This window comes from Allobosea lupini (assembly GCF_900109525.1).
GTDB lineage: Bacteria > Pseudomonadota > Alphaproteobacteria > Rhizobiales > Beijerinckiaceae > Allobosea > Allobosea lupini.
Genome location: NZ_FOAN01000005.1, coordinates 460943 through 478394, shown reverse-complemented (window position 1 = coordinate 478394; position 17452 = coordinate 460943). Strand labels below are relative to the sequence as shown.

General features: G+C 65.4%; 16 protein-coding genes and 1 pseudogene. 11 read left to right on the top strand and 6 right to left on the bottom strand.

Annotated features, from left to right (window positions below):
- Positions 1-57: 57 nt before the first annotated feature.
- Positions 58-519 carry an Lrp/AsnC family transcriptional regulator gene (locus tag BMZ21_RS17610; protein WP_091837165.1) on the top strand — a complete coding sequence of 154 codons (462 nt, stop codon included), beginning with the start codon at positions 58-60 and terminating at the stop codon, positions 517-519.
- A gap of 106 nt (positions 520-625) precedes the next feature.
- Here the strand turns inward: BMZ21_RS17610 and BMZ21_RS17605 are convergent.
- A pseudogene (locus BMZ21_RS17605) lies at positions 626-896 on the bottom strand (transposase); the annotation flags it as partial.
- Between the two features lie 114 nt (positions 897-1010).
- Here BMZ21_RS17605 and BMZ21_RS17600 point away from each other — a divergent pair.
- From BMZ21_RS17600 to BMZ21_RS17560, 9 genes are all read left to right on the top strand, one after another.
- Positions 1011-1319 carry a hypothetical protein gene (locus BMZ21_RS17600; RefSeq protein WP_091836984.1) on the top strand — a complete coding sequence of 103 codons (309 nt, stop codon included), beginning with the start codon at positions 1011-1013 and terminating at the stop codon, positions 1317-1319.
- A 183-nt stretch (positions 1320-1502) separates the two neighbouring features.
- Positions 1503-2579 carry a glycosyltransferase family 4 protein gene (locus BMZ21_RS17595; RefSeq protein WP_091836981.1) on the top strand — a complete coding sequence of 359 codons (1077 nt, stop codon included), beginning with the start codon at positions 1503-1505 and terminating at the stop codon, positions 2577-2579.
- A 31-nt stretch (positions 2580-2610) separates the two neighbouring features.
- Positions 2611-4707 (top strand): catalase, encoded by a 2097-nt coding sequence (locus tag BMZ21_RS17590; RefSeq protein ID WP_091836979.1) that lies wholly within the window; start codon positions 2611-2613, stop codon positions 4705-4707.
- Positions 4708-4775: 68 nt separating this feature from the next.
- A complete protein-coding gene (locus tag BMZ21_RS17585) occupies positions 4776-5717 on the top strand; it encodes a glycosyltransferase (protein ID WP_425285449.1) in 942 nt (313 codons plus the stop codon).
- Positions 5714-6772: a glycosyltransferase gene (locus BMZ21_RS17580; RefSeq protein WP_091836975.1), complete on the top strand. Its 1059-nt coding sequence runs from the start codon at positions 5714-5716 to the stop codon at positions 6770-6772. The genes BMZ21_RS17585 and BMZ21_RS17580 overlap by 4 nt, the downstream gene beginning before the upstream one ends.
- Positions 6759-7910: an acyl-CoA dehydrogenase family protein gene (locus BMZ21_RS17575; RefSeq protein ID WP_244543888.1), complete on the top strand. Its 1152-nt coding sequence runs from the start codon at positions 6759-6761 to the stop codon at positions 7908-7910. Before BMZ21_RS17580 ends, BMZ21_RS17575 begins: the two co-directional genes overlap by 14 nt.
- A 38-nt stretch (positions 7911-7948) precedes the next feature.
- A complete protein-coding gene (locus BMZ21_RS17570; protein ID WP_091836970.1) occupies positions 7949-8614 on the top strand; it encodes a PIG-L deacetylase family protein in 666 nt (221 codons plus the stop codon).
- Complete coding sequence (locus BMZ21_RS17565; protein WP_091836967.1) at positions 8601-9191, top strand: class I SAM-dependent DNA methyltransferase; 591 nt, start codon at positions 8601-8603, stop codon at positions 9189-9191. Before BMZ21_RS17570 ends, BMZ21_RS17565 begins: the two co-directional genes overlap by 14 nt.
- On the top strand, positions 9185-10036 hold the full coding sequence (locus BMZ21_RS17560; protein WP_091837163.1) for a glycosyltransferase family 2 protein: 852 nt from the start codon (positions 9185-9187) through the stop codon (positions 10034-10036). Before BMZ21_RS17565 ends, BMZ21_RS17560 begins: the two co-directional genes overlap by 7 nt.
- A gap of 61 nt (positions 10037-10097) precedes the next feature.
- On the opposite strand, the gene BMZ21_RS17555 is transcribed toward BMZ21_RS17560, so the two are convergent.
- From BMZ21_RS17555 to BMZ21_RS17535, 5 genes are all read right to left on the bottom strand, one after another.
- The gene (locus BMZ21_RS17555) at positions 10098-11507 is read right to left on the bottom strand and encodes an ABC transporter ATP-binding protein (protein ID WP_091836965.1); all 1410 of its coding nucleotides are present in this window, start codon (positions 11505-11507) and stop codon (positions 10098-10100) included.
- The gene (locus BMZ21_RS17550; protein ID WP_091836962.1) at positions 11504-12331 is read right to left on the bottom strand and encodes an ABC transporter permease; all 828 of its coding nucleotides are present in this window, start codon (positions 12329-12331) and stop codon (positions 11504-11506) included. The genes BMZ21_RS17555 and BMZ21_RS17550 overlap by 4 nt, the downstream gene beginning before the upstream one ends.
- Entirely contained in the window at positions 12328-13263 is a 936-nt protein-coding gene (locus BMZ21_RS17545; RefSeq protein ID WP_091836959.1) for an ABC transporter permease, read from the bottom strand. Before BMZ21_RS17545 ends, BMZ21_RS17550 begins: the two co-directional genes overlap by 4 nt.
- A gap of 2 nt (positions 13264-13265) precedes the next feature.
- Positions 13266-14771, bottom strand: coding sequence for an ABC transporter substrate-binding protein (locus tag BMZ21_RS17540; RefSeq protein WP_244543887.1), 1506 nt, complete (start codon positions 14769-14771; stop codon positions 13266-13268).
- 192 nt (positions 14772-14963) lie between these two features.
- Positions 14964-16046: a LacI family DNA-binding transcriptional regulator gene (locus tag BMZ21_RS17535; protein ID WP_091836956.1), complete on the bottom strand. Its 1083-nt coding sequence runs from the start codon at positions 16044-16046 to the stop codon at positions 14964-14966.
- An 84-nt stretch (positions 16047-16130) separates the two neighbouring features.
- Here BMZ21_RS17535 and BMZ21_RS17530 point away from each other — a divergent pair, with 84 nt between their 5' ends.
- Positions 16131-17414: an ABC transporter substrate-binding protein gene (locus BMZ21_RS17530; RefSeq protein ID WP_091836954.1), complete on the top strand. Its 1284-nt coding sequence runs from the start codon at positions 16131-16133 to the stop codon at positions 17412-17414.
- The last annotated feature ends 38 nt before the right edge of the window (positions 17415-17452 follow it).

Here is a 17452-nt window from a genome sequence, read left to right as displayed (position 1 = left end):
ATTGTCTCGTTCTTAGGAAGCAGAATTCATGACATTATGCACGCGTGGTCGCCGAAGATGAAGCTCGATCCCATCGATCTGAAGATCGTCGCGGCCCTGCAACGCGATGGCCGCATGACCAAGCTCAAGCTGGCCGAAACGGTGGCGCTGTCGCCGGCTGCCTGCTGGGAGCGGCTGCGCCGGATGGAAGAAGCCGGTGTGATTAGGGGTTACACCGCCATCGTCGATCTGGCGCCCGACGCGCCGCGGACTACGGTGATCGTCGAGATCAGCCTGAAGAGCCACCAGCAAGCGGATTTCCGGCGCTTCGAAGAGGCGGTGGCCAGGGAGCCTGCCATCGTCGCCTGCGATGCCACCGGCGGTGGTATCGACTACATCATGCGGGTGGTCGTGCCGGACATCGACAGCTATCAGCGCCTGATCGACCGGCTGCTCGACCCTGCGATCGGGATCGAGCGATACTACACCTATGTCGTGACCAAGAGCATCCCAATCACTAAGGCGCATTTGTCCCTATAGCGGCGATCACGAATCCAACCAACACCGCTTCATTCATAGCTATCCGCTGCTTCGCTTGCCTGTTGGTATCGGACCACAAACGTGATCGGGCCTCGATGTCGGCTTTCAGGCGATCCTTTAGTGTCCGGATTCGGCGCGCCTCACCCAGTTGAGACGTGCCTGACCGCAGAGGCAACTGTAATCTCCCGGGGAGCATGACATTGACTGCTTCATAGAGCAGCGTCCGCATGCGCTGGGCACCCACCTTGGCATAGTCCATCTCGCCGGACTGATAGCGACGCGGCCGAGGAGCGCCGAAAGCGTGCAGGATCATCGACGGCAGCCGTGAAGGCCAGTGCGGTGGGCTGCCCAACGCCAGGAATGGTCACTGACCGACGGAAACATCGCTTCTCGTCTCGACGAGACCGCACCGTGGGACCGCCTCGGGTCCGGACGCGAGCGTCAGCGCTCGGCCTTGCCATCTGCTCGTCCAGCGCCCGGACATCGTCGTTATGGACGAAGCGATCTCGGCCCTGGATGAGGACAGCCAGGCATCCCTGCTAGCCCTTTTCGAAGACGAGCTTGGCTCAACCACGCTCATCAGCGTCGGCCGCCGCCCGAGCCTCGATGCGTTCCACGGCCGTCGGCGTGCGATGAGCACGTCCGCCAAAGGCGCGGTCATCGTATCCAGCGACCTGTCAAGCGAGGCGGGTAGCCCGTCCGATCAAGAGAGGGACGCGATCGTTCCCGTGATAGAATTCGGGCGCGCACTGAGGCCGCGAGCTTCGGCAATAATAAAAGACAATCTTGCCGAAAAATAAAACTGCGCGATTTGGTAGATTTATGCGCGGTGGCGAAGTTCTGGCCGGAACTAAAGACGCTCGAAACTAGTTCTCGCAACGTTCCGCTCCGGCGGAGGATCATCAGAAACTGGACTGGCTCGAACCGACGCCGGAGGTCTTCGGCGGAGCGTTGGCGCTCGACCGAAGGGACCGGAGTGGACGTTGCGTATCGGGATCATCGCTCACCTCAAGCACGCCATCCGCGAGCCATTCGCCGGCGGGTTGGAAATGCACACCTCCATGCTGCAAGGAGCGCTCCGCCGCCGCGGTCATGACGTGACAGTCTTCGCATCGTCGGGATCAGAGCCGGACGCCTGTGTTGAAGCCATCTGTGACGAAACATCGCTCACGCAGGTCGGATGCGACGAGGCCCCCGACAAGGTCTTTTTCCAGGAGCACCACGCCTACCTGTCCCTGATGAATGCATTGAGGCACCGGAACTTCGATCTGATCCATAACAACTCGTTGCACTACCTCCCCGTCGCCATGGCCGATGCGCTCCCCATGCCGGTCGTCACGACGCTTCACACGCCACCATTCGCGTGGCTCGAAAGTGGCGTTCGGTTGTGCAATGCCCCGAACGCGACGTTCGTCGCCGTCTCCGAGTCGATCCGCCGCAAATGGAACAAGGTCGCGCCGATCGAGCGTGTCGTCTTGAACGGTATTGATCTCGAGCGCTTCGCCTTCCGCTCCGACCCGGCGGTGCAGCCCTATTGGATCTGGTACGGTCGGATCGTTCCCGAAAAAGGGCTCCATCATGCCATCGCGGCCGCCGCGCTGAGTGGAGCGACGTTGCTGATCGCCGGCCCGATCTCCGATCAGGACTATTTCGATCGCGAGGTCGCACCACGCCTCGACGAGCGCGTCAGATATCTGGGCCATCTTGCCCATTCCGAACTCGCCGGCATCATCGGCGGCGCTCGGGCCTTCCTGTGTACGCCCTGCTGGGAAGAGCCTTACGGCCTCGTCGTCGCCGAAGCGCTGGCTTGCGGTGTTCCCGTAGCAGCCTTCGGCCGGGGAGCAATCCCGGAATTGCTGAATGCCGCGACCGGCGTGCTGGCCACTCCCGACGATCCGGATTCCTTGTCTCGGGCGGCGCTGGCTGCCGAGCGGCTCGACCGACACGCCTGCCGCGAACACGCGGTGAAGCGATGCGACGCCGCGCGGATGATCGATGAGTACGAGGCGCTCTACGCCGATCGCATCGCAGCCGCACCGCGAACGAAGTTCGCCGCCTGAACCATTCCCAGCTCACGCAAGGAGCCCTCTCATGGCCTCTTCTCCAAAAAGCGACACCAAGAAGATCGACGCCAAACCCGGCAATGGCGGCGAGTTGCACCAAACGGCCTCGACGCCGGACACGCGGATCACGACCAATCACGGCACCCCGGTGAGCGACAATCAGAATTCGCTCAAGGCGGGCACTCGCGGGCCGACGCTGCTTGAAGACTTCGTGCTGCGGGAAAAGATCCAGCACTTCGACCACGAACGGATCCCCGAGCGGATCGTCCACGCCCGCGGTTCGGCGGCTCACGGCTTCTTCGAGCTCACCGAGTCCCTGGCAGAGTTCTCGCGAGCCAAGATCCTCACCGAGGTCGGCGTCAAGACCGAGGTGTTCACCCGCTTCTCGACGGTTGCCGGTGGCGCCGGTTCGGTCGACACCCCGCGTGACGTGCGCGGATTCGCGGTCAAGTTTTATACGAAGGAGGGCAACTGGGATCTCGTCGGCAACAATATCCCGGTGTTTTTCATCCAGGACGCAATCAAGTTTCCCGACCTGATCCATGCGGTGAAGATGGAGGCGGACCGCGGCTACCCCCAGGCCGCCAGCGCCCACGACACTTTCTGGGATTTCGTCGGCCTGATGCCGGAATCGACCCACATGATCATGTGGGCGATGTCGGACCGGACGATCCCGCGCTCGCTGCGGATGATCGAGGGCTTCGGCGTCAATACGTTCCGCCTGCTCAACGACGACGACGAGCCGACCTTCGTCAAATTCCATTGGCGCCCGAAGCTCGGGACCCAGTCGACGTGCTGGGACGAGGCCGTGAAGATCGCCGGCGCCGACCCGGACTATCACCGCCGCGATCTGTTCGAGGCGATCGAAAAAGGCGACTTCCCGGAATGGGAGTTCGGCGTGCAGTTGCTTAGCCAGAAAGAGGCCGACGCACTCCCCTTTGACATCCTCGACGCGACGAAGGTGATCCCGGAAGAGCTCGTGCCGATCCGCGTAATCGGCCGGATGGTGCTGAACCGAAATCCCGACAACTTCTTCGCCGAGACCGAGCAATCGGCGTTTTTGCCAACCAACATGCCGCCGGGCATCGACGTCTCGGAGGATCCGTTGCTGCAAGGTCGCCTGTTTTCCTATCAGGACACCCAGCTCTCGCGGCTCGGCACCGTGAATTTCCACCAATTGCCGATCAACAGGGCGAAAGGTTGCCCGTTCCAGAACTTCCAGCGCGACGGACAGATGCAAACTCAGGTGTTCAAGGGCCGCGCGAATTACGAGCCCAATAGCCTTGCACAAGCGGGCGAAGACGGGGGCCCTCGCGAGGATCCCACCGGGGGATTCCGGACGACAGCTGTCCCCGTCGAGGCGCAAAAGGTCCGGCTGCGATCGGAAAGCTTCGCCGACCACTATAGCCATGCGCGACTGTTCTTCCGCTCCCAAAGCGAGATCGAGCAGGCCCATCTGGCCAGCGCGCTCGTGTTCGAGCTCTCCAAGGTTTCGCTCGAACATGTCCGCAACCGGGTGATGGCCAATCTCCTCAACGTTGACGAGACGTTGGCTCAGCGCGTGGCCGAAGGTCTGGCCATGAAGCTCCCGAAGGCGGCGGATGCCGCAGTGGAAGCCATCGACATGGAGCCGTCCCCGGCCCTCCGGATCGTCGGCAAGTATCCAGAGACCCTGAAGGGGCGCTCGGTCGGGATCCTGGTTTCGGACGGCGCCGACGGAGCTTTGGTCACGGCGGTCAAGTCGTCGGTCGAAGGCGAAGGCGGCACCGTGAAGATCGTCGCGCCCAAGATCGGCGGCGTGAAACTCAAGGACGGAAAGCTGCTTAAGGCCGACGGGCAGCTCGCCGGTACGCCGTCCGTGATCTTCGACGCGGTCGCCATCATCCTTTCCGAGGAAGGTTGCGCAATGCTGATGAAGGAAGGCGCCGCGATCGACTTCACGAAGGACGCCTTCGCTCACCTGAAGGCGATCGGTTACAGCCCGGAAGCCAAGCCGCTGCTCGACAAGGCTGGCGTCGAGCCCGACGACGGCATCGTCGCACTCGGCAAGGCGAAGGACGCCTTCCTCGCTCCGGCCCGAACGCGACAGTGGGCCCGGGAGCCCAGTGTTCGCATCCTGGCCTGACGATGAGGTCGCGCGCCAAGGAGCGAGCGCCGGCGGCCGCGGACCCAACGGCCGGCGCTCCGTTCTGCATCTGCGTTCCGGCTCGCAACGAGGAAGAGCGATTGCCTCGCCTGCTCCGGGCGCTGGCCGAACAGGATGTCGAAGGGTCGGTCCCCGTCGCGATCTGCATCAACAACACCACGGACGCCTCGAACGAAGTCGTTGCGGCCGTCGGGGAACGCTATCGCGGCCGACTCCGTCTCAGCGTCGATGTGGTGGAGTTTCCGCCTGACCTGGCGCATGCTGGGTCGGCGCGCGCGTCCGCCTTGGCGGCCGGCGGGAAGCGCGTCGTGCCAGCTGACGGCGTACTGATCACGACCGATGCCGACGCTCGACCGCCGGCGAACTGGGTATCGGCCAATCTGGCCGCCATCGCGGCCGGGGCTGACATCGTCGGTGGGCGGCTGGTTCTCGACGAGGACGAGCGGATACCCCCCGGCATCGCGGCAAGTCGGGAGCTATGGGATCGTTACTGGATTGCCGTGAGGGCGATCGAGGATGAGATCGACCCGTGTCCCTGGGATCCTCCTCCTCGGCATGGCGACCACACCGGCGGCAGTCTCGCGATCACGTGCGAGATGTACCGCCGCTCAGGCGGCGTTCCCCTTATGGCATCGGGCGAGGATCGGGCTCTCGTCGAGGCCGCCATTGTCGGCGGTGGTCGCCTCGTTCACCCCCTTGACGTCTGGACGCGGGTCTCGGCGCGTTTGGATGGCCGTGCGACTCATGGCATGGCCGAGACGATGAGGCGCATGATTGATGCAGCCTCCGGCGGCGCTGCCGAGATGGTGCCGGCGCTCCGCCACTGGCGCGAGCGTGCGAAGTGGCGTCGCGAGACGCGGCGGGCAATTTGCTCGGCTAGCCGCTTGATTGCGGCTGAGCACGCGCTTCCTCCGATGCCCCATGACGCGGTGCTCGCCGAGATCGATTGGGTCGGGGCGAGCGGCTCCGACGCGGGCACCATACGGTGAGTGGTGGCATCGGCTACTACGTCCATCATCACGGAGATGGGCATCGACAACGGGCCCTGGCGATAGCCCGTTCGGCTCCGCTGGCACAGATTACCTTGATCGGCACCGGGCTCGCAGGTCGCACCGAGGGTCTCCCTTGCCTCGACCTGCCCGATGACCGCCTTGCCGAGGGCTTGGGGTTCGACGGACACGATCATATGGGCGATCGGCCGCGCGCCTTGCATTACGCGCCCGTGCATCACGAAGGCATTCGCAAACGCGCTGCTCGGCTGACGGATTGGATTGAGCGCGAACGACCTGCATTGCTCGTCGTGGACGTTTCGGTCGAGATGGCGATGCTAGCGCGACTGGCTGCCACGCCCACCATCTACTTCAGGCTCGGCGGCTTGCGCGACGATCCCGCCCACCTCGACGCCTTCCGCGGAGCCCGCGCTGTCCTTGCGCCCTTTCACCGCGAACTTGACGAACCCGGCATGCCTGACTGGGTACGATCCAAGACCCGCTACTGCTCCGGGCTTTCGGTTTCAGCTCGATCGGTCGAGCCAAGGCGAAGGGACACTATCCTTGCCGTCTTCGGCAACGGAGGCGCAGGCGGCGATGGCGATGCGCTCGCGGCGGCGGCCCGTGCCACGCCCTCGCAGCAATGGCGCGTCATCGGACCGGCCTCGCGGCCGAAGGCGTGTCCTGACAATCTCTCGCTTCTCGGCTGGGTCCAAGATGCCGGGAGCGAGATCGCGCGCGCCGGGCTCGTCGTCGGCGCGGCGGGGGATGGTCTCGTCAGCGCGGTGATAGCGACGGGCAGCCGCTTCATCTGCCTTCCCGAGCCACGGCCTTTCGATGAGCAGATCTCCAAGGCCCGGCGTCTTGCCGCGCTCGGCGTCGCGATCGTGCTCGAAAGCTGGCCGGACGCCTCGGATTGGCCGGGACTGATCGCCGCCGCAAATGACATCGACCCTGATGGCGCGGCAAGGCTGCACGACCCGGACGGCGCGCGCCACGCAGCCGATTTCCTCATCGCAATCGCCAGGGAGGGCAAGCCTCGTGCATCAACGTAGTCGAGTGCGACGAGAGGATGGCGCGGCGTCCAGTGGTCCGCAGCCGGATTTCAGGCCGGTCGTCCAATCTGTGTTCTCGCGGCTAGTCGAATGTGGCGCGCGTTACGATGCCGCCCCGCTCTTTCCGCTGGACAGTGTCGAGATCCTGCGCCGCTCCGGTTTGCAGCGCGTGTTCGCCCCTCCGGCGAGCGGCGGTGTAAGCTTCGCGGACTCACGGGCCGAGAACGCGGCGTTGCTCGATGTGCTCCGGATCATCGGTCGCGCCGATCTGAGCTTGGGACGGATCTTCGAGGGCCATGTAAATGCGCTCAAGCTTTTCACATGGCTTGGCTCCGATGAGCAGAGGGCGAGGCTGGCATCGGCGCTCGACGACGGAGCGTTCTACGGCGTCTGGGCAACCGAGCCGCCCCCGGGTGTTACCGTCCGTCGCGAGGTTACGGACTGGCTCCTGACCGGATCCAAAGCCTTTGCGACAGGGGCGGGTGGCTTGGCCTTCGCCATCATCACCGCACGACGGGAGGACGGCGATACGCAGCTCGTCGTGGTCCCTGCGGACGATGCGGGCCGCACCGATCTCTCAGGATGGCGCGTGCGAGGCATGCGTGCGACCGGCAGCGGAAGTTACGATCTCACGGGCATGCAACCGAGCGAAGACCAGTTCCTGGGCGATCCTGGAGACTATACGGCCGAGCCGCGCTTCACTGCGGGTGCATGGCGCTTTCTCGCGGTCCAATCGGGTGGCATCGAGGGCCTGCTCGCAGAAACACGTCTCGCCATGTCGCAGACCGCGCGCAACGATCCGCTGCAGCGGCTCAAATTCGCCGAAGCGGTGGCCGCGACCCGAACGGCCTATCTCTGGGTGCGGGAGGCAGCGCAGCGTGCTGCGGACGATGCCTCGGATGCCCCGGACTTCGTGCGCATGACCCGCGGCGTCGTCGAGCGCGCGGCGCTCGACGTTATGGAGCTCTCGGCCCGGATCGTCGGCACGCGCAGCGCCTTCGATGGCCAGCGGATCGACAAGATCACCCGGGACCTCAGCCTGTATCTGCGTCAGGCTGGCCCGGATTACGCGCGCGACCAGGCCGCCATCGCCTGGCTCGACCATGACGTCTGGGGCGAGGGCGACCGCCTGTGGTGACGCGAAGCCTATCGGCGCGAGCCTTCGCGACGAGCCAGATGGCATCGGCTCGCTGGCTCGTGATTGCGCCTCATGCCGATGACGAAACGCTCGGCTGTGCTGCACTGATTGCGCATGCGGCCTCCCGCGGAGCGCTCGCGCATGTGGTCATCCTCACGGATGGCGTCGGCTCGCATCCCCATGACGGCTCCGCGTCACGTGCCCGCCTCATTGCGGCCCGTCGCCACGAGGCGGCACGGGCTATGCGGATACTGACCGGCCGCGGCCACCCGCCTCCAATGTTCCTGGAATGGCCGGATGCCCAACCGTACGCGCCCGCCGAGCCCCGCTTCGAACGTTCAAGGCGAAGGCTGGCAGCCTTGTGCCGCGAAAGCCGCGTGGATGCGATCGCGGTGACGGCGATGCACGAGCCCCATTGCGACCACGAGGCGGCCTTTCGGCTCGCATGCTCCGTCGCCGTCAGCGCTATCCGCCCGATCACGGTCTTCGAATACGTGGTCTGGGCCTCCAAACCGCCAGGCCAAGGCTATCGCACGTGGCGGACCCAAGCGATGCCGCTCGGTCTGCGCAACGCGGCGCTCGCCGCCCATCGCAGTCAGATCACGCCGCAGTTCGGCGAGGGTTTCCGGCTTTCGCCATCGAAGCAGCGGATGCCCGCGGCCGATCTGCTCTATGAAAGGATCGGTCCCGATGCGCGCGGCTAAAAGCCTGCCGCCGGAGTATTTCGAACGGATGTTCGCCGGCACGCCCGACCCGTGGGACTTTGAGACGAGCCCATACGAGACGGCGAAGTACGAGCACACCTTGGATGCGTTGGGTGAACGCAGGTTTCGCCGAGCGCTGGAGATCGGTTGCGCAAACGGCGTCCTGACCGAGCGCCTGGCGGGTCATTGCGAGGAGTTGCTGGCGATAGACGTCAGCGAAACGGCGCTCGGTGCCGCGCGGGCCCGGTGCGCGCGATACAATCACGTCCAGCTCACGCGCCTAAGCTTTCCCGGAGAAGCGCCAATTGGCACCTCCTTCGACCTGATCATCCTTTCAGAGGTCGCCTATTATTGGGACGAGACCGACCTTTCGCTCGCCGGCCGCAAACTGCTCGATCTGCTTGCACCGACCGGGGATCTGCTGCTTGTCCACTGGAGCGGCGAGACGGACTATCCCCAGAGCGGCGACGACGCGGTCGAGTCCCTGCATGGCGCTCTGGGGTCAGAGGTCGAGACGGTCCTGCACGAGCGGCGGACGATGTACCGGCTCGACCTTTGGCGCAGGCGGCCATCGTGATCAGCGTCCTCACCATCGTAAAGAACCGTGTGGCGCACCTGCGCAACCTCGTGGAGGGCCTGCGACGCAGTACCATCCCACCACTCGAACTGGTCATCGTGGACATGAGCGACGAGCCCGTGGGACGTCCGGTTGCGGATTTCCCTGTCCGGGTCATCCGACATGCCACCCACGGCTTACCTTTGGCGCAGGCCCGCAACCTCGCCGCTGCTCGGGCTACTTCGCCGTCCCTGCTCTTCCTCGATGTCGACTGCATTCCGAGCAGCGACCTGATCTCGGCGATGGCGGACGCGGTCAATTCTCAGGATGGCTTGATCTGCGCCGAGATCCAGTACCTTCCCGAAGGCGCCGCGAATGACGGGCGATGGTGCGAAGCCACGCTGCGGGCGGTAGGGATGCCCCATCCCGCGCGGCGGTTTCCCGCTGCTGGCTTGGTGGCCGAACCCAATAGCGGCTTGTTCTGGTCCCTCGCTTTCGGAATATCGGCTGAGGCTTTCGACAGAATTTCTGGCTTCGACGAAGGTTTCACCGGCTATGGCGCCGAGGATACCGATTTTGCCTTTCGAGCCCGCGAGGTTGGCTTGGATCTATATTTTCTCGGTGGTACGTGCGCCTACCATCAACACCATGACGTCTTCGATCCGCCGCTTCAGCATTTCGACGACATCGTCCGCAACGCTCGCATTTTCCACGCGAGATGGGGTTTCTGGCCAATGGTCGGATGGCTGGATGCGTTTGCGGAGAGCGGCTTTATCAGTCGCGAGGGAAGCACCCTCACTGTGAACCGTTTTCCGATCGCGAGCGAGATTCGCGCAGCCAAGCAGCCTCAAAGCCATCCATTCTGATCACAGCCGTCAAAGACGCCTCCGCGCGGCACTGAGATCGTCGCGAGCCGCACAGGAGCCATCAGGCCGGCAATTTCAGAATGCGCGATGCAATTTTCTCTGCAAGTGCGGCCTCATGCGTCACCATCAGCAGGCCCAGGCCACGCTCGCGGACCGCTTCGATCAGGATTGCGAACACCTCCTTCTGGGTGACCGGATCCAGCCGCGAGGTGGCTTCGTCGGCGAACAGGAAGACCGGGTCGAGCAGGAGCGCCCGCAGGATCGCGAAGCGCTGGAGTTCGCCGCCGGATACCTCGCCCGGGCGCCGATCGAGGAGCTCCTGACCCAGGCCGAAGCGCCGCATGCTGGCCTCGGCCTGAGCCCAGGCAAGGCAGTGCAGCCTCAGCAGGTCGCCGAAGCTTTGCCGCAGTGTCTGATGCGGGGCGAAGGCTGCTGGCGGGTCCTGGTAAAGCTTCTGGAAGCGGGTCGCCGCAATGCCAGGTGAGCGCTGAACTTCGCCGCTGTCGGGTCTGACGAGGCCGAGGAGAATGTTTCCGATCGTCGTCTTGCCGCAACCGCTGGGCCCCACGATCGCGACGATCTCGCCGCGCCGGACCGCGATGTCGAAGCCGTCGAACAGCACCCTCTCTCCGAAGCGCTTCGACAGCCCGGTCGCGGAGACGATCGGCTCGCCGGCTGTCGGCAGGGCGAGCGCTGGCCAGCGCGTCGGGTTCGCCGCAATTAGCGCGCGGGCGTATTCATGCTGGGGGTTATCCAGGACCTCGTCAGCCGGGCCGAACTCGACGAGTGATCCGTCGAGCATGACGCCGATCATGCCGCCGAGGGCGGCCGCGACCTCGATGTCATGTGTGATGGTCAGCAGCAGGCGGCCTTGATCCACCTCTTCGCGCAACCTGTCGACGACACCGTCGCGCAGCGCGGCGTCGAGGCCCTTGGTCGGCTCGTCGGCGATCAGGAGGGAGGCGCCGGCCGCATGCGTCGCGGCGATCGCTACGCGCTGGCACATGCCGCCCGAGAGCTCGTGGGGGTAGGCCTTTGTCCTGTCGCCGAGCCCGACCTCGGCCAGGTCGTCACGCATGCTCTTGCCGGCTTCCGCTGGACCGAGGCCGTGCAAGTAGCGATGGATCTCGCCGACCTGACCTTCGATCCGCATGGTCGGATCAAGCGCGAGCCAGGGCTCCTGCGGCAGGATGGCGATCGTCCGCCCCCAGCGCGCTCGCGTTTGTGTCGGGCTTCCGGCGAGAAGATCGTCGTCGTCCAGCTTGACGATGCCTCGCGCCGAAAGACCGCTCGGCAGACTGCCCATGATGGCATGCGCGACCAGCGATTTTCCGGAGCCGCTGGCGCCGAGCAAGGTGACGGGCCGGCCGTGCGAGAGCGTGAAGGCGACGTCGCGAACGATGGTCGTGTTGCCCGCGCGGATCTCGAGGCCGGAGACCGTCAGCGACTGGAAGCGGACCGGAGCGTTCATCCCAGATCGCTCCGCGTCGCGAGTTGGAGCCCGAGCACGAGCAGGAAGATGAGGATGCCGGGCATCAGCACATGCAGCGGCGCCTCGGCATAATAGGGCAGCAACTCCACGATCATCGCGCCGAGCTCCGGCGTCGGCGGGCGCAGGCCCACGCTGATCGCGCTGAGCGTCGAGATTGCGATGATCGCCGTCGACATGGCGAAGGCGGCGAGCGTGATCAGGATCGGCCGGATCTCGGGTAGGACCAGGCTGCGCAGGATATAGCCGGTGCCGAAGCCGAGCAGCCGCGCCGCTTCGACATGCGTCTGCTTCAGCACGCCGGCAGCCGTGACCCGGGTCACGCGGTAGAACTCGATCCAGAGCGTAAGCGCGAGACCGAGATAGAGCGGCCCGAAGGTGCCGGGCGCGAAGGCTAGCAGGATCAGCACCAGGAGCAGCCCCGGCAGCGCGAGCAGCACGGTCGAGACCAGTTCGAGCAACCGTTCGAGCCAGCCGCCGCGCCAGGCGGAGAGCAGGCCGAGCAGGATGCCGGGCACGGCCGCGGTCGCGACGGTGAGCAGCGCCATGCCGAAGGAGAGGCGCGCCCCATGGCTGAGCCGCGCGAGCATGCTGCGGCCGTAATGATCGGCGCCGAGCCAATAGTCGGAGCCGGGCGATGCGAGACTCGCCGCGAAATCCTGTTCGGTCGGATCGACGGAGACGAGCAGCGGCCCAAGCAGCGCGAACAGCGCCAGCAGGCCGAGCAGAACGAGCCCGGTCGTCCGGGCCGGCGTCAACCAGGCGCGCTTCGTCGTTGGAATGAGGGTGGCGTCGGCGATGCTCATGCGCGTTTCGGCCTGGGATCGAGCCAGTGGCAGGCGAGATCGACTGCCATTGCGATGACGACGAAGAGCAGGCCCATGGCGAGCGCGGTGCCCTGCACCATCGGCATGTCACGCGCGATCACGGCGTGAACCAGGGCGTGGCCGATGCCGGGGATGCCGAACAGCGTCTCGACGACGACGACGCCTTCGATCAGGTAGATCGCCTGCAACGCGAGATAGGAGACAACGGGAATGGCGGCGTTGCGCAGCACATGCCGGCGCACGACCACCGGCTCCGGCAGTCCCTTCAGCCGCGCGAAGGCGAAATAGGGCGTGCGCACCACCGCCGCGACGGCGTCGCGGGCGACACGGCTGGAGACCGCCGCGAGGCCGAGCGCCAGCGTGAACGCCGGCAGCGCCAGATCGCGCCAGGCGCCGTAGCCCGCCGGCGGGAACAGGCCGAGCAGCATGGCGAACACCAGGATCAGCACCAGGCCGAGCACGAAGGGTGGCAGCGATCGCAGGACGATCGCGCCTCCGAGCGAAGCGTTGTCGACCCAGCCGCCGCGCCTCAGCCCCGCGAGCAGCCCGATCGGCGGACCGAGCAGCAGCGACAGCATGAGCGCCGATCCCGAGAGCCAGAGGGTGGCGCCGAGCTGGATACGCAACTCCTTCGTGATCGGCAGGCCGGTGACGACGGAGTGGCCGAGATCGAGCCGCGCCAACTGCCCGAGCGATGCGCCGAGCTGGACGAGGAGCGGCCGGTCGAGGCCGAGTTCGCGCCGGACCGCCTCGGCCGCTTCCGTGATGTTGGCGTCGGGCCCATAGCGCCCGGCTGCGATGCGCATGGCAGGATCGCCCGGCAGGGCCCGCACCAGCACGAAGCAGAGGATGCCGACGACGAGCAACACCAGCCCGGCCTGGAGCAGCCGGGCAAGAACGAGGCGCTTCATGCCTATTGGACCCAGCGGACCGAGGCGAGCCCGTAGTTCACTTCGAGCGGGTCGATGCGCAGGCCGGTGACGCGCTTGTTGGCGGCGATGGCAAGCTCCGACCAGGTGACCGGGATGCTCGGCAGCTCGCTCTGGAGGATCGCGATCGCCCGCTTCTGCATCGGCGCGCGTGCGGCGGGGTCGCTGGTCTGCGCCATTGTCTCGACCAGCGCGTTGAGTTCGTCATTGGACCAGCCGGTCGCACCCCAGTCGCTGCCCCCGGACTTGTAGTCGTCTCGGAGCGTGCCAATGGCGTCGGGAACGATCGAATACAGGCGCGAGACGAGCCCCATTTCCAGCGTGCCATCCTTATGGCGCGCCGGGATCTCGGAGCTGTTGCCGACCGAGACCTTGGCGTCAATGCCGACTTGCTTGAGCTGCGCCTGGATCGCGGTGGCGATGGGCGGAAGCTCGGGCCAGCTGGCATAGGTCAGCAGCGTGAAGGAGAACGGCCTGCCGTCCTTCTGCAGGATGCCGTCGGCGCCGGGCGTCCATCCGGCTTCGGCGAGGAGCGCCTTGGCGGCGGCCAGATCGCGCTTCAGCGGAGGAAGCTCCGGGTCGTTCCAACCGGCCAACGCCTTGGGGAAGAGCTGGGTCGCCGCGAGATCGGCGTTGCGCAGGATGACGCGCGTCGTGCCCTCGCGGTCGAGTGCGGCGCTGATCGCACGCCTGACCCTGACATCGCTGAAAAGCGGCGAGGCGGCGTTGACCTTGAGCGAGCGCGTGCGCGGGATCGTGGCGATGCGGACATCAAGATTCTGGTTGCGCTTGAGGCGCTCGACCGAAACCGGCAGCATCGAGAAGACGAGGTCGGCCTCGCCGCTTTCTGCCATCAGGGCGCGGATCTCGCCCTGGCCGACCGCCTGATAGTCGATCTCGGCGATGCCCGGCTTCATGCCAGTCCATTCCGCAGCCGCTTCCAGCTGCATGTTGAGCGGCGGCGTCAGGCTCTTCACGCGATACGGACCCGAGCCGACGATGCGCTCGACCTTGCCCGACGCCCCCACGGAGGACGGCGCGAGGATGATGGTGGTGAAGTTGACGAGATAGGCCGGCAGCGCAGCGAAAGGTTTCGAGAGGCGGAGGACCACGTCCTGGCCGTCGGCCTCGACGCCTGCAACCGGAACCTGGCTGAACACGCCGGCGCCGCCATGAACCTTGCGCAAGGTCTCGGCTGCGATTGCGGCAGTCACCGCGCTTCCGTCATGGAAGCGGGCGCCGTCGCGCAGCCGGAAACGCCAGGTCAATCCATCCTCGCTCGTTGACCAGAAGGCCGCGAGGCCGGCGATCAGGTTGCCAGCGGAATCGACCGAGACGAGCGTTTCTGCCACCTGCATGCGACTGAAAACAAAGCCGGACTGCGCCGGGTCTATGCCGGCGATCTCCCAGGGGCCCACGACCTTCAGTGGCTTCGCCGTAGCGACGCCCGTCATGGCTAGCACCGCGACGGCGATCGAAACCAGCTTCACCGGCACAACTCCGCTACATGAAACGTTATAGTGTTACGCAGTTAGCTGCGCGGAGACCGCCGTGCAAGATCAAATCGGCAGGCGCTCGGAAAATTCATCCGCCGCCGGCAATCACGATAATCCCCTTCCATCTTCATGAGGCGCGATGTCGGCGTGAAATGCGCGGCTGCATTCACAAAGGCGAAGCGTTACCTATGACCGCCTTCGCTCGATCAGTCGGTGTGGCAGCACGCGCTGGCGGTCGGCCCCCTCTCGATCGTCCGTAATGAGTTCGGCTACCGCCCGGCCGAAGGTGCCATAGGGGATGAGAACTGAGGACAACCAGGGAGCGACCCAGTCGTTGAGCGGATTGTCGTCGAAACCGTAGATGGGCAGGGAAGCCGAATGGGGGCTCTCCTCGATGAAGCGGTGCGCGCCAAAGGCGATCAGGTCGCCGGTGCAGATCAGCGCGTCGTGCTCGGCGCCACCGCGCTCCAACAGGTTGGCAGCAGCATAACCAAGCGCCAGATGCTCCTTCTCCGCCGGTCCGAGAACCAGCGAGGGCGGAATCGGAAAGCCTGCCGCGGCGAAACTCCCGATAACGGCTTCCACCCGCGCCCGCGTCGCCGATGAGGCAAGCGGTGCGTGGATCAGTGCCGGTCGTCTGATACCCTGCGCCAACGCATGCGCGGCGACGTCACGACCCGCCTGCGCATTGTCGATGCCGACGAAGTCGCAATTTGGCTCGCCGGGGTCACGGCGATTGACGAAGATGAGGGGCGTTGGGCCACCTCGCACCAGGTCAAGCATCGGACTCGCAACTGCTCCTAGGAAAACGATGGCGCGAGCCTGCTGCGCCCGCATCTCGCGCAGGTATTCGTCCTGGAGCATGGGATCGTCATGCGTGTCGCAGAGAACCATGACCAGCCCCTGCTCGCGCAGCGCCACTTCGGTCGAGGCGGCGATCGCCGCCATGGTCGGGTTGGCGAGGTTGGCCGCCAGCACGGCAACCAGCCGGCTTTGCCTCTGCCGCAGTGATTTGCCGGCACTCGAAGGGCGATAGTCGAGCTCGGCCACCGCCTGCCTGACCCTGGCGACCGTCTCGGCAGAGGCCTTGTTCGCGATGCCGTTCAGGACCCGGGAGACGGTCGCGATCGAGACACCGGCCCGCTCGGCCACATTGGCGATCGATGCCTGCTGGGCATCGGCCGGCTTGAGCGCCGTGCGCCGCATCGTCATCGCCGTCATTCGGTCCAGGGCCACAAAAACACTTGCGCTTTTATAGCGAGAGGTCATAGGGTACGGCAAGGGTAAACGTTTACCCTCAACAAGACAGCACTGCAGAAGAGCGCAGCCAAATAGCGTTCACGGGAGGAAGCGATGAGGTTCTTGAAACGGATTGCCGCCGCCGCGGGTATCGTGATGGCGGGTGCGCTGCCCTCGGCCGCGCAGACGCTGACCGTCTGGCACGATCTCGGCGACAACGGCCTGAAATGGTTCGAGGCGATGTCCGCCGAATTCGCCAAGCAGCGGCCGGGCGTGACGGTGAAGTCGCTCAGCTACCCGACCGACCAGTGGTTCGGCCGCGTCATCAGCGCGCTGAACACCGATTCGGCGCCGGACCTGATCTACAACAATTACGAGCGCGTCATTCGCATCCAGGATCAGACCGGCAAGGTCTCGGACCTCAAGCCGGTGCTTGGCAAGATCACCGACAAGGCCTTCCTCACCGAGGACGATCTCAAGGTCGCGACCTACAAGGACCGGCAGATCATCATCCCGATCCAGCGTGTGCAGATGGGCTTCGGCGTGCGCAAGAGCTGGCTCGACAAGCTCGGCGAGACCTTCCCCGAGACCTGGGAGGATGCCAAGCGCGTCGCGGCCAAGTTCCGCGACAACGACCCCGACGGTAACGGCAAGGCCGACACCTTCGGCTTCGCGCTCGAGGCGGCCAAGCCGCGCGACCTCATCCACATCCTCGATCTCTTCAGCTTCGGCACCGGCCTGCGCCACACGCTGATCGACCCCGCAGGCAACATCACCATCGACGAGCCGCGCCATGCGGCGGTGCTCGAGGAGTTCCTCAAGACCTATACGAGCTACAAGTTCGTCGCGCCGGACACGATCAACCACTCCTTCACCGAGATGTACCAGGTGATCGAGGGCGGCCGCGGCGGCATGTTCCGCGTGGGCGACTGGAATGTGAAGAAATGGGACGGGGAGAAGGTCCTCAACGGCGACTTCATCGTCGGCAAATGGCCGAAATTCGCAGCCGGCGAGACCAACTACGTCGTCATCGGCGGCATGCGCGGCATCGCCATCCCCGAGAACGCGCCCAACAAGGCGCTGGCGCAGGAGTTCGCGCAGTTCATGCTGACCAAGGCGGCCCAGCAGGCCTCGCTCGACAATGTCGGCGCCGCCGTGCGTGCCGATCTCGACGTCGCCGCACTGTCGCCTCGCTCGCAATACTTCGCCAAGGCCGAGGCGCCGCTCATCGCCTATGATTTCCCCGAGGCGGTGCATTCCTTCTATCCGGAGCTGGAGGCGGCCTTCCACAAGAAGCTGCTTTCCGGCATCGCCAAGCCGCCGGCGGACTGGAAGCCGTTCATCGCCGAGACGGCCAAGGAAATGCGAGAGCTCGCGGCGAAGCTGAAGGCCAAATAGCCTTAGCCGACCTCGCGATTGCGGGCCGCTTCGCGCGG